The sequence below is a fragment of the bacterium genome, from assembly GCA_035703895.1.
Classification (GTDB): Bacteria; Sysuimicrobiota; Sysuimicrobiia; order Sysuimicrobiales; family Segetimicrobiaceae; genus Segetimicrobium.
The window spans coordinates 1-12,707 of the sequence record DASSXJ010000219.1 but is presented as its reverse complement, the minus strand read 5'-3'; the positions used below and the strand labels follow the sequence as shown (position 1 = coordinate 12,707).

Genomic DNA, 12,707 nt, shown 5'->3' with positions numbered 1-12,707 from the left:
AGAGGCGTATCACCGCATCGTCGGTCTTCCGGATGTCCTCCGGATCCCCCGAGAGCGCGACCCACCGGAACGGTCCCCGTCCTTCGCAGAACAGCGGTCGGATGTAGGCGGGCACGAAGCCCGGAAACGCGAACGCATCGGAGAACCCGGCGCGGTGCGCCTGCGCGCGGATGTTATTGCCGTAGTCGAAGACGACCGCGCCGCGCTTTTGCAGGTTCACCATCGCTTCGACGTGCCGGACCAAGGACGCCTCCGCCTTCCGCACATACTCCTGCGGCGCGCGCCGGCGCAGCGTGGAGGCGTCCTGTGCCGAGAGACCCTCGGGAAGATAGCCGTCGAGCAGATCGTGCGCGGCAGTTTGATCGGTGACCACGTCGACCGCGATCCCACGCCGCAGGACCTCCCGGTACACGTCGGCGGCGTTGCCGAGGAGCGCGATCGAGCGCGGGCGGCCGTCCCGCACCGCCTGCTCGGCGAGATGCAGCGCCGCGTCGAGGCTCTGTGTAGCCTCGTCCACCCATCCTGCCCGCGCCCGCCGCTCGATCCGGGCCGGGTCCGCCTCGACGATGAGACCCACTCCTTCGTTCATCGTGATGGCGAGCGGTTGGGCGCCGCCCATTCCGCCCAGGCCTGCGGTGAGAACGAGGCGGCCCCGGAGCGTGCCCCCGAAATGCCGGCGCGCCACCGCCGCAAACGTCTCGTACGTTCCCTGGATGATGCCCTGAGTCCCGATATAGATCCACGATCCCGCGGTCATCTGCCCATACATCGTGAGTCCGAGGGCCTCGAGGCGCCGGAACTCGTCCCATGTCGACCATGCCGGAACCAGCAGGGCGTTGCTGATCAGGACGCGGGGCGCATCGGGGTGCGAGCGGAAGACGCCGACCGGCTTCCCGGACTGGACGAGGAGCGTTTCATCTCCGGCCAGGACCCGCAGGCTCTGCACCAGGGCGTCGAAGCACGCCCAGTTGCGGGCCGCCCGTCCGGTTCCACCGTACACGATCAGGTCCTCCGGGCGCTCGGCAACCTCCGGATCGAGGTTGTTCATGAGCATCCGGAGCGCGGCTTCCTGCGGCCACCCCCGGCAGGAGAGGGTCGTCCCTCGGGGAGCCCGTACCACGCGAGGAACCGCCGGTCCCGCCATCCCATCCATGCGCCGCCGCCCTCCTCCGATCGCTATACCTGGGGGATTCGCGCCGGGGACCGCGCCACCCCCGCAGCGCGCCGCCTGGGCCGGCTGTGCTGCACGCGGGGATCGAGGATATCGCGCAGGCCGTCCCCGAGCATGTTGAAGGCGCCGATGGCCAGCGCGATCGCCAGCGAGGGCCAGATGAGGAGCAGCGGCATCCGCTGCATGTAGTTCCGGCTCTCGCTCACCATCCGCCCCCACGTCGCGGCGGGGGGCGGGACTCCCAGCCCGAGAAAGCTCAGCCCGGATTCGACGAGGATGGCGAATCCGAGAGACAGCGAGCACTGGACGATGAGGGGGCTCGCGATATTGGGCAGGACATGCCGCCGCATCAACCGCCACGTCGAGCCGCCAAGCGCCCGAGCCGCGTCGAGGTATTCCTGCTGCACGACCGCGAGCGCGCTGCCGTACGCCAGGCGGGCAAAGGTGGGGAGGTAGAGCACGCCGATGATCACGGCGAGCTTCACGAGCCCCGTCCCGAGGAATGTCACAGCCGCGATCGCGAGAATGAGCGGCGGGAAGGCCAAAATGAGGTCGATCGCGCGCATGACGATCCAGTCGACCTTACCCCGGTAGGTGGCGCTCAGGATCCCCAACGGGGCCCCGATCCCTGCCGCGGCCAGCACGGAGAGACCGGCGATGAGGAGCGACGTACGTCCGCCAAAGAGGAGGCGCGACAGCGTGTCGCGGCCGAACGAGTCCGTCCCGAGGACGTGGGCGGATGACGGCGCGGCCAGCAGCGCCGGGCCCATCTCCAGGGGGTCGTGAGGAGCGAGGACAGGCGCGCCCAGGGCGGCGAGCGCGAGCACCAGGACCACCAGCCCCGCTCCCGCGACCCGCAGATCCCCGCCGCGCATCAGCCCAGCCGGATGCGCGGGTCGATCGCCCCGTACGTGAGGTCGACCACCAGGTTGATGCACACAAACGCCAGGGCCACGATGAGGACGACCGCTTGGACGACAGGGTAGTCCCGCTGGTAGATCCCGGAGAGGAGCAGCGTCGACAGTCCGGGCCAGTTGAAAATATACTCCACGAGCACGATGCGGCCGAGCAGGGTGCCGGCCTGCAGCCCGATGACCGTGACGACGGGTATGAGTGAGTTGCGCAGGATATGCCGCACCAGCACGGCGGCCGTCCCCAGTCCCTTGGCCCAGGCCGTGCGGACAAAATCCTGGGAGAGCGTCTCCAGCACGCTGGATCGCGTCATACGCATCGTGATGGCGACGATCTCCAGCGCGAGCGTCGCCGCCGGCAGGACGAGATGCCGTAGGTGCCCCAGCGGGTCGCTGCGAAAATCCACGTACCCGGTCGCCGGAAACCAGTGCAGCACGAGCCCGAACAGGAGGACCGCGACCGACCCCACCACAAACGAGGGAAAGGTGACCCCCACGATCGCCACGCCCCCGGCCACGAAGTCGAGCAGGCTGCCGCGCCGCCGCGCGGCGAGGGCGCCGAGCGGGACGCCGACAGTTACCCCCAGGAGCAGGGCCGCGCCGGTGAGTTCCAGCGAGCGGGGCGCGCGCGCAGCCAGGTCGGTCCCGATCGGGCGCCCCGAGAGGAACGAATGTCCGAAGTCCCCGCGTAGGGTCCCGCTCAACCACGAGGCATACTGCACGACGAGCGGCCGGTCGAGTCCGAGGGCGTGCCGCATCGCCGCCACCTTGTCCGGTGGCGCCTCGTTCTCTCCGAGCATCACCAGCACGACGTCCCCGGGAACGAGGCGAAGGAGCAGGAACACCACCGTCACCACGGCCACGGTCAGCCCCGCCGCGGCCGCGAGGCGGCGGATTACATAGGTGTCCATGCCGCGAGCGGCGTCAGCGGGCGAGCCAGGTCTCTGCCAGGGAATACCCGGCGTAGCGGCCGAGCGGGCCGGGGAAGTGATCGTATCCCCGGACGTAGGCCCGTCCCGCCTCCCCCTGATCTCCCCACGCGATGTAGACCCAGGGCGCGAGCTCTAGGGCCCGGCCGGTGATCTGCGCGTAGAGCTTCTTTCGCAGCGCCTGGTTCTGCAGCAGCCGGGCCTGGGCCAGCCACTCGTCGAGCTGCGCGTCCTTGAATCCCACCTGCTTGGCGTAGGTCGTGCGGTCCGACTGGTAGAACTCGGACAGAAAGTCGGGGTCGTTGATCGCCGCGGTCAGCCCGCGCACCTCGCTGCCGTAATCCCCCTCATTATGCCGCTTCAGCACGACGGCCCACTCCGGCAGGTCGAGCTGCGCCTGGATTCCCGCCTTGGCGAGTGAGGCCTGCACCACCTGCGCCGTGCGCGTGTGCAGGCTGTAGGTGATCGGCGCGAGCAGCGTGATCCGGACACCGTTCGGATACCCGGCCTCGCGCAGGAGTCCTTTCGCTTTCTCGACGTTGAACGTGTACTTCCCCTCGACCGCCCCGTCGTACGCCCACCACTGCTTCGGGACGACGTCGCCGGTGATGGGCGTGCCCCGTCCGTCGAAGATCGTCTTGACGACGGCGTCCCGGTCGATGGCGTAGGCGATCGCCTGACGGACCCGCGGGTCGTCGTACGGCTTGCGCTGCGGATTGAAGATGATGCACATGAAGATCCCGACATCCGCGTAGAGCGTGAGCGATTTGTCGCGCCCGATGCTGTTCATCTGTTCCTGCGGCACGAAGTCCATCAGCATGATGTCTCCCGCGCGCAGCGCGGTGAGCCGGGTTTGGTCGTCGGCAAACGGCACGAAGTTGACGCCGTCCAGGTACGGCCGGCCTTTGTCCCAGTACTCCTCGTTCCGGACGAGCCGGATCCGCTGCCCCGGTTCCCAGGAGACAAACTTGAACGGCCCGGTCCCCATCATCGTCGATCTCAAGTTTGCCCCGCCCTGCGAGACCTTTTTGTCGGCGATCGCGGCGTAGGGCATGGCGAGGTACGCCAGGAACGGCGAGAACGGCTGGGTGAGCACGACCTTCACGGTGGCGGGGTCTATCACCTCGACCGTCTTGATCACGGAGAAGGGGCCGCGCAGCTGGCCGCCGGTTTTCGGATCGAGGATGCGATCGAAGGAGAACTTCACATCCTCTGCCGTGAGCGGGTCGCCGTTGTGGAACCGCACACCCTTGCGCAGGTGGAACACGTACTGATTCTGGCCGACGAGACCCCAGCGCTCCGCCAGCGCGGGGACGATCGTCCCGCCGTGACCGTACTTGACGAGCCCGTCGTAGACGGCCATCTTCACGGTGCCAGAACTCGCACCGGAGTTCACGTGCGGGTCGAGGTCGGGGGGCTCGGTGGAGAGTCCGTAGATCAACGTGCCGCCGTGCTTGGGCAGATCCGCCGCCCCCGGCGTCGCCGCCGACACCCCAGCCGCGACCAGCACGATGGCCAGGACAAGGACCAGCCCCCTCATGATGTCTGCCTCCTCGCAGCGTCGATCTCGCCGACCGTCCCGCCGAGGTTCAAGCGGCGGGTCGTCAGCGCCGAGATCCCCCGCGCAAACACCGGCAGGCCGAGTTCCGTGAGCTCGGCGAGATCGGCGGCGGGGCCGTCCAGCACCGCGCCCGCGATCTCGCGATTCTTCGCCGCGAGCCCCAGCAGGCCGCCGAACGCGGCGTGCCGCTCGTCCCCGCCGCGGTGGACGACGAGGACGTCAAGAATCCCTCATCCAAAAAATGCCCCAGCGTCGTGGGGGCGATCTGCGACAGCTGCTTCAGCACCTCGTCCACCCCTTTGCCCTCTCACCGTGACGCCTGGGCGTACTGCGCGCGCCGCTTCGCGATCGTGCGCAGATGGTAGGGCACATGGGCGGCGAAGTGCTCGACCAGCCACTCGAGCGACTGGGGTCCCGCTTCGGTGTTGACGCCGATCTGCTCCCAGGCTTCCCGCGGCGCGCGCCTCAGCACCTCGGTCGTCGACGCCCGGATCGCGCGGAGGAGAGCCAGCGCGTGTTCCAGCGGCTGCGCGCGGTAGTCCATGGATCGAGCCCATGTCGTCTGATCGAAGGAGACGAGGGCCGACCCGGGTTGGGCGATCACATAGCGCATGCGAGAGGCGGCCACGACGTCCGTGTCGGCGACGTGGACGACGTTCTCATGGATGCTCCAGTGCTCGGGCCCCGGGGTGAAGTGGAGTTCGTCCCGGGAAAGGCCCGCCACCGCGGTCTCGAGGAGGCGAGGACCCTCGGCGTAGGCGCGGATCAGGTCGTCGATACGGCTGCTCGTCATCGGACATCTTCCTCCCGTGGCCGCCCCGTGCAGCGGGCGCGGCCGAGTGGTGTGCTATCGCGGCGTCCCAAGGACGGCCGACAGGGCCTCGACCAGTCGGGTGTTCTCCGGCGGCGTCCCGATCGTGATCCGCGCCCACGTCGGCAGCCCCCACATCGCGCCGGGCCTGATGATCACCCCCCACGCGAGGAGCCGCTCCGCGACTTCCCCGGCGGGGCGTCCCAGGTCGACCAGGATGAAGTTGGCCTGGCTCGGAAGATGCCGGAGGCCGAGCGTGCTCATCTCTCTAGCCAAGAAGGTTTTGCCGGCGCGGTTGTTCTCGAACGACTTTTCCACGTACGCGTCGTCGTCGAAGACCGCCTCTGCCGCGGTCTGCGCCAGGCGGTTCACCGGGAACGGCTCGCGCACCTGGTTGAGGAACCCCGCGACCTCAGGCACGGCGATCGCGTAGCCGACGCGCAGCCCGGCGAGCCCGTAGATTTTGGAAAATGTTCTGAGCACGATGACGTTGGGATGCCTCCTGAGGAGCGCAACCGCATCGGGGAAAGCCGGGTCATCCACCCACTCCGCATACGCTTCATCGAGCACCACGAGGACCTCGGGGGACACCCGTTCCAGCAACATCTGGACCTCGTCGTGGTGGAGGATCGTGCCCGTCGGATTGTTGGGGTTGCAGACGATGACCGCTCTGGCTCCCCGAGACGCCGCGGCCATCGCCTCCACGTCGAACCGCCACTCGCGAAGCGGGACGTCGACCGGGACGACGCCGAGCAGCTTGGCGAGGCCGGTGTACGCGGTGTACGTGGGGTGGCCGAGCACGACGCGGTCCCCGGCGTCCAGAAACGCCAGGCCGAGGCAGGTCAGCACGTTGTCGACCCCGTTCGCCACGCAGAAATGCGCGGGGGTCAGCTCGAGCCGCGCCGCCAGCCGCCGGCGCAGCCCTGTGGACTCGCCGTCGGGATAGTGGTGAATTCGATCCAGCGACCGGATCAGCGCCTCTCGCACGCGAGGGGAGAGGCCCAACGGGTTCTCGTTGCTCCCGAGCTTCGCGACCTCGGTGAGCCCAAACCGCTCCATCACGTCCTCGGCCGATCGGCCGGGGACGTACGGCTCGAGGGAGGCGAGCGCGTTGCGCGGGCGGGGGTAGGGCGGGTTTTTCAACGGCAACTCCTCGGCGAGGCGACTCGCCACCACGCCGGCCGATCGACCGGCTTCCACTCGATTCGACGGGGTGCGGGGCCGGTCCCGCCCGTGTTGCGGCGCCGACCGCCGCCGTCCTCGCGCCCGCGGCGGGGCTGCGGGGTCACGTGACCGCGGGATCCTCAATGGACAGAACGCCGTGGGTGGCGTCGAGGCGCGCCCGGACGCCGATCGGGAGCGTGAGGTGGGATGCGCCGTGGCCGCAGGCCAGGCCGTAGATCGCCGGTTTGCCGAGCCTGATGATCAGATCCTCGAGGATCTCCCGCATCGAGAGCTCTGGCGGCGGGGCGTCGCCCCCCGCTTTCCGATCTCTCGCCGACGACTCGCCCACCACGATGCCGGCTACCTGCTCGAGCACGCCAGCCAGGCGAAGGTGGACGAGTTTTCTGTCGAGCCGGTAGAGGTGATCGACGATGTCTTCAATGAAGAGCACGGCCCCGGAGAAGGGGGGGAGGTACGGCGTGCCGAGCAGCGACGTGAGGAGCGCCAGGTTGCCGCCGATCAACGTCCCCTCCGCGGCGCCCGGGACGAGCGGTTCGATCTCGGGGGCCCCTGGTGGGTTGACGAGCGGGCCAAGCGGTTGGGGGAGGGTGACGGCGCGGAGCAACTGATGAAGATCGTGTCCATCGTCCTTCGCGATCGCCGTCGTCATCGGTCCATGAAAGGTCACAAATCCCGCGCGGTGGTAGAAGGCGAGGTGAAGGGCGGTCACGTCACTGTAACCGATGAAGATCTTGGGATGGCGGCGGATGAGATCGTACTGCAACGCGTCCAGAAGCCGCATCGCCCCGTAGCCTCCCCGGACGCAGAGCACCGCGTGGATGTCCGGATCGACGAACATGGCGTGGACGTCGGCCGCCCGGTCGGCGTCATTGCCCGCCAGATAGCCGCGAACGTCGAGGGCGTGGCGGCCCACTACGGTGCGGAACCCCTCTTGCGAGAGCCGGGCCCTCGCCGCCTCGACCACGGCAGGTGACGCTGGTCCGGACGGCGAGATCAGCCCGATCGTCTGCCCTGGCAACAAGCGCGGTGGCAATGCAGGCACGCGGGACATGGACGTGAAGTTCTCCGCGAGCCGGTGGGAGTCTTTCGGGCGTCGCCCGCTAGGCCGTGGGATGCTCCAGGAGCGTCGTCTCGGGCGTCGCCGTAGGGATGCGCCCTTTGCTCCGCTTGTGATCGTAGAGGCTCTGGTCGGCCTGCTTGAGCAGCTCATCGAAGTCGGCGGCGTCCCCCGTCTCGAGGGCGGCGAGCCCAAGGCTGACCGACAGGACGTATCCGGCCGGCGTTCCGGCGGCGGTGAGATTCTTGTCCAGCCGGCTGAGGATGGCCTGTTCTGCCGTATGGCCTTTGACGATCGCGAGGACGGCGAATTCATCGCCCCCGATGCGGGCGATGATGTCGTCGTCGCGAAACGTCTGCTTGAGGACGGCCGCCACGCTGATGATCGCGTTGTCGCCCTCCATGTGTCCGCGGGTGTCGTTGATCTGCTTGAGGCCGTCCATATCGATAATGGCGAGCAGCGCGCGTTTCTGCTCGCGGTGGGCGAACTTGAGACGCCGGGGGGCGTGCTGGAAGAATCCCCGGCGATTGTACAACCCGGTGAGGTCGTCGACGACCGTCATCCGCTTGAGCGCGAGCTCCAGCCGCTTCCGCTCGATCGCGTACCGCAGGGCCCGAACGAGCACCACGCCGCTCGCCTGTTCCTTCAGGAGATACTCTTGGGCGCCGGCGTTGAGGGCCTGGACCCCGGTGGCCTCGTCTGTGGTCCCGGTCAAAACCACGATGGGGATATCCGGGGCGTGCGCGTGGAGGATCGAAATCGTGTTGATCCCCTGGCTGTCGGGCAGGCTGAGGTCGACGAGGACGACATCGATGTCCCCGTCTGACACCCGTCGCATCCCGTCGGCGAGCCGGTTCGTGACCTGGAGATCGAACCGGGCAAACCCTCCCCCGGCAAGCATTTCCCGGACGAGGCGTGCGTCCCCGGGGTCGTCGTCAATCAGCAGGGCTTTGAACCATTCATGCATCATCGCTTCTCGGTAATGCCCCTCTCCCGAGGCCGTTAGACCGCGCCCAGCGGAGGGCCGGTCCCCGCCGCCGGGCGCAAGGTCTGTTGCAGTCACGAAGAGGGCACTATCCTTGGAAGAATGGGATAACATCGTGGTCCCGGCGTGGCGGAGTCGTGCGCCGTGCACGGGCCTTGCGCATGCGTGCGGGACGGGCGCGGGCGAGGGGCGCCGTGAGGGCGGGAGACGTCTATTCCTCGATGCCGGGGCGACGGAGGATGCCGTAGGCTCATGCGAATCGTCACGCTGCAGTGGGTGGTGGGGATCTACTGCGCCCTCCTCGGGGCGATGATGATCTCGGTCCCCAACCAATTCGAGATCCCCGCCTTTCTGGCGCTGCAGGCGTATCTGTTCTGGATGGGCACGGGATTCCTGCTGACCGGATTCGGCCTCGTTGCGGCGTCTGCGCGCGTGCTCCCCTGGTGGTTGAGCACCGGCGTCCATGCCACGGCGGGGACGTTCCTGCTGGTGCAGGCCCATGCCTCCGCCTCTACCGGCGTGTGGCCCGCGGCGGCGAACTTCGGGCTGCTGGGGCTCGGGACGGCTCTCGCTCCGCTGTGCGTACCCCGGTCCGATCCGGGGGGGACCGATCGGGGTCGTGACGTGTTCGCCCTCGTCATGGGAGCGGCGGCTGTGGCCAACGGTCTCATCATCCTCGCGTTCCCGAATCAGCTGGCCGCGCCCGTGTACGACGTGGCCCGCCCCCATCTCGGGTGGAGCGGCGGGGCGTTTCTCGTCACCGGCGTTGCCCTCGTCGTTCTGGTGATCTTTCCGCGAACCCCCAGCCTCCTCAGACGCGTCGGGTACCTGGTCGCCGCGTTTCCCCTCTTCGCGTTTCTGATCCTCGTCGCGTGGCCCGCGCGCTCCTGGATCGGGGTGTTGTACTACGGCGGCCTCGGGGCAGCGCTTGCGCTCCTCCCGTGGATCGGTCCCTTCCTCGAGCGGCTCGATCCCTCGTCGCTCCGGGCCCGGTTCGGGCTCGCGCTCGCCGCGTCGATGGCTGTCCCGCTGCTGGTTGCGGTGTCCGTGGTGACGTACTGGGAGGTGCCGGCGCGGGTCGAGCAAGAGATGCGCTCCCAGCAGATCCTGGCCACCGCGCTGGCCCAAGATGTCCAGGATTTCATCGCCATCCACCAGTCCGCGGTGGCCATGTTGGCGGTGTATCCGGGCCTCTCGCGGATGACGCCCGATCGGCAGCGAGAGATCATGCGCATCTTTTCGAGAAGTTACCCGGACGCCGTGGCGTTCGTGACCATCGACGCATCCGGAAATACCATCGCGCGGAGCGACGACCTGCCCCGTCTTTCAGCGGCGGGCACCCAGATCTTTGAAGGGGTCCGGCGGGCAAACGGTCCGTCGCATGCGGTGGTAATCGGACCGTCTATTCATCGGGCGGTCATGCAGTTTGGAACGGCCATCCACGATCCGCGGGGAGCCTTCGCAGGATCTGTGGGGGTGGTCATCGAGCCGAAGCGCATCGCCTCCACCCTCGCGCGCGCCAGCCTCAGCACAAGCGGAGACATCTATCTCGTTGACGAGCGTGGACGCGTGATCGCCTATCGGGATCCGGCGGGCGTGCCGTCGCTGACCGATTTCTCCGGTCGTGCGCCGGTCACCGCCGTGCTCGCGTCGGGCGGCGCGCGCGGCGGGCTCCGCTACACCCTGAGAGGAGAGGAGCGGCTCGCCGGATACGCCCAGATCCCCGAGTTGGGATGGGGGGTGGTCGTGGATCGCTCGCTGGCCGCCGCGGTGGCCGGCGCGAACTCCGCGCGTGAACTGGCGTTCGCCGTCCATCTGGTGCTCGTGGGGGGGGCGATCCTCATCGGCGTTACCGCTGCGGGCCTCTTGACGCGGCCCCTCGAGGCGCTGGCCCGTGAGGCCACGAGGCTCGGGGAAGGGGATCCCGCGGCGTCGCTTCCCGAGAGCGGGGTGGCGGAAGTGGCCAATCTCTCCGCCGCCTTTGAGGAGATGCGGACCCGACTCGCGGCGCGCACCGCGGAGCGGGAGCGCGCCGAGGAGGCCCTCCGAGATCACGCCCGAGAACTGGCCCGTTCGAACGCGGAACTCGAAGAATTCGCGTACGTCGCCTCGCACGACCTGCAGGAGCCGCTGCGGATGATCAAGAGTTACCTGCAGCTGTTGCAGAAGCGGCACGGGCGCACGCTCGATGGCGACGCCCATCAGTTCCTCGCGTACGCGGTCGACGGAGCGTCTCGGATGCAGCAGTTGATCAACGATCTCCTCGCGTACTCGCGCGTGGGGATGACCAAGGCGGAGCCTGCCCCGACGGACTGCCGGGTCGCTCTGGAGGGCGTCCTGGGGGATCTCAAGATGACCCTCGATGAGAGCAGAGGGGTTGTAACCCACGACCCCCTTCCGACGGTCATGGGCGACGCGCCGCAGATTCGCCAGCTGTTTCAGAACTTGATCGCCAACGCCATCAAGTTTCGCAACTCGGTTCCGCCGCATGTCCACGTGTCGGCGGAGCGTCGCGGAAGGGAGTGGGTCTTCTCCGTCCACGACAATGGGATCGGGATTGCGCCGGAGTACGCGGAGCGCATCTTCGTGATCTTCCAACGCCTGCACACCCGTACCGAGTATCCGGGAACCGGCATCGGCCTCGCGATCTGCAAGAAGATCGTCGAGCACCATGGGGGGCGTATCTGGGTGGAGTCCCAGCCGGGGCAGGGGGCGACGTTTCGGTTCACCATTCCAGACCCAGCGCCCACCGGCCATGTCTAGCCTGCCTGTGCAGCGGCAGTTGACCGTGCTCCTGGTCGAGGACAACGTGGGAGACGTGCGTCTGGTGCGGGAAGCCTTCCGGGAGGGGCGGATGGGGCACCGGCTCGATGTCGTCGGCGATGGGGTGGAGGCGCTGGCCTATCTCCGCCGGGCGGACGGGCACGCGGAGGCGCCGCGGCCGGACCTCATTTTACTCGACCTCAACGTTCCCCGGAAGAGCGGACACGAGGTTCTGCGGGAGGTCAAGGAAGATCCCACGCTGAGGCGAATTCCCGTCGTCGTGTTCTCCTCGTCGGACGCGGAACGCGATGTCGCGCTGTGTTACGATTTGCACGCGAACTGCTGCGTCAAGAAACCGGGAGGGTTGGAGGAGTTCATCGCGATCCTCCAGGCGATCGATACGTTCTGGTTGCGAACCATCAGCATGCCGGCTCGCAGTCGATACGTGCGAGGCGGATGATGGGCGACAAGAAGATCAGAATTCTGCTGATCGAGGACAATCCCGGCGACGGCCGGCTCATTCAGGAGTTCCTGGCCGACGCGCAAGGCGTCCAATTCGATCTCGTCCGCGCCGACAGGCTCTCGGCAGGGCTCACGCGCCTCGCGCGGGGAGGGATCGATGTCGTCCTGCTGGACCTCACGCTGCCGGACAGCCGCGGACTCGACACGTTCCGTCAGGTCCGCACTCACGCCCCCGACGTTCCGGTCGTGATCCTCACCGTCGTCGAGGACGACGCGCTGGCGATGCAGGCGGTACGAGAGGGCGCCCAGGATTACCTGGTCAAAGGAAATGTGCGGGGCCACTCGCTCGTGCGGGTGCTCCGCTACACGTTCGAACGCGACCGGGCACGGAATGGCCGGACCGGCCAGGGTTTCCGAACGATCCCCGGACGGGTCGTGGGGTTCATCGGCGCGAAGGGCGGCGTGGGGACGACGACGGCGGCCCTCAACGTGGCGGCGGCGATCGTAAAGCAGGGCAACCGCGCGCTCGTCGCCGAGCTGAGCCCGTGCTGGAGCACCCTGTCCTTCCTGGTGAACCACACCCCCACGGGGACCTTGGCCAGCCTCCGGACGCTGCCCCCGGAGCGCATCACCGCCGAGACGTTGAGCCCGCTCCTCTACAAGGATCCGGACGGGCTGCAGATCCTCTTCGGGCCGCAGCGGGTCGAGGAGTTTCAAGAGCTCGAGCCCGCGCAGGCCGAGGCGATCCTCAAGGGGCTGGCCACGACGGCCGACTACGTGATCGCGGATCTGCCGGCCTACCCGTCCCGCGCGAACGCGGCCATCATCCCCCACTGTGACCACGTGGTGCTGGTCATCGGACGCGATCCGGT

General features: G+C 68.1%; 12 protein-coding genes. 3 read left to right on the top strand and 9 right to left on the bottom strand.

The window, feature by feature from the left end:
• The 9 genes from hutU to VFP86_14665 all read right to left on the bottom strand — a co-directional run.
• The coding region (gene hutU, locus VFP86_14705) for a urocanate hydratase (protein HET9000885.1) at positions 1-1,144 on the bottom strand (1,144 nt) is incomplete at its 3' end.
• Positions 1,145-1,176: 32 nt separating this feature from the next.
• A complete protein-coding gene (locus VFP86_14700) occupies positions 1,177-2,046 on the bottom strand; it encodes an ABC transporter permease (GenBank protein HET9000884.1) in 870 nt (289 codons plus the stop codon).
• Positions 2,046-2,993 carry an ABC transporter permease gene (locus VFP86_14695; GenBank protein ID HET9000883.1) on the bottom strand — a complete coding sequence of 316 codons (948 nt, stop codon included), beginning with the start codon at positions 2,991-2,993 and terminating at the stop codon, positions 2,046-2,048. The genes VFP86_14700 and VFP86_14695 overlap by 1 nt, the downstream gene beginning before the upstream one ends.
• Before the next feature lie 13 nt (positions 2,994-3,006).
• On the bottom strand, positions 3,007-4,551 hold the full coding sequence (locus tag VFP86_14690) for an ABC transporter substrate-binding protein (protein ID HET9000882.1): 1,545 nt from the start codon (positions 4,549-4,551) through the stop codon (positions 3,007-3,009).
• The gene (locus tag VFP86_14685) at positions 4,548-4,736 is read right to left on the bottom strand and encodes a hypothetical protein (GenBank protein HET9000881.1); all 189 of its coding nucleotides are present in this window, start codon (positions 4,734-4,736) and stop codon (positions 4,548-4,550) included. The genes VFP86_14690 and VFP86_14685 overlap by 4 nt, the downstream gene beginning before the upstream one ends.
• A gap of 143 nt (positions 4,737-4,879) precedes the next feature.
• The gene (locus VFP86_14680; protein HET9000880.1) at positions 4,880-5,365 is read right to left on the bottom strand and encodes a DinB family protein; all 486 of its coding nucleotides are present in this window, start codon (positions 5,363-5,365) and stop codon (positions 4,880-4,882) included.
• Between the two features lie 54 nt (positions 5,366-5,419).
• A complete protein-coding gene (gene hisC, locus VFP86_14675) occupies positions 5,420-6,556 on the bottom strand; it encodes a histidinol-phosphate transaminase (GenBank protein ID HET9000879.1) in 1,137 nt (378 codons plus the stop codon).
• Positions 6,557-6,668: 112 nt separating this feature from the next.
• Complete coding sequence (locus VFP86_14670) at positions 6,669-7,619, bottom strand: LD-carboxypeptidase (protein HET9000878.1); 951 nt, start codon at positions 7,617-7,619, stop codon at positions 6,669-6,671.
• Positions 7,620-7,668: 49 nt separating this feature from the next.
• Entirely contained in the window at positions 7,669-8,595 is a 927-nt protein-coding gene (locus VFP86_14665) for a diguanylate cyclase (GenBank protein HET9000877.1), read from the bottom strand.
• A gap of 267 nt (positions 8,596-8,862) precedes the next feature.
• On the opposite strand from VFP86_14665, the gene VFP86_14660 reads away from it, so the two are divergent.
• From VFP86_14660 to VFP86_14650, 3 genes are all read left to right on the top strand, one after another.
• Entirely contained in the window at positions 8,863-11,373 is a 2,511-nt protein-coding gene (locus tag VFP86_14660) for an ATP-binding protein (GenBank protein HET9000876.1), read from the top strand.
• Positions 11,366-11,833 carry a response regulator gene (locus VFP86_14655; GenBank protein HET9000875.1) on the top strand — a complete coding sequence of 156 codons (468 nt, stop codon included), beginning with the start codon at positions 11,366-11,368 and terminating at the stop codon, positions 11,831-11,833. The genes VFP86_14660 and VFP86_14655 overlap by 8 nt, the downstream gene beginning before the upstream one ends.
• On the top strand, positions 11,833-12,707 hold an 875-nt coding region (locus VFP86_14650; protein ID HET9000874.1), incomplete at its 3' end, for a response regulator. The genes VFP86_14655 and VFP86_14650, both read left to right, overlap by 1 nt.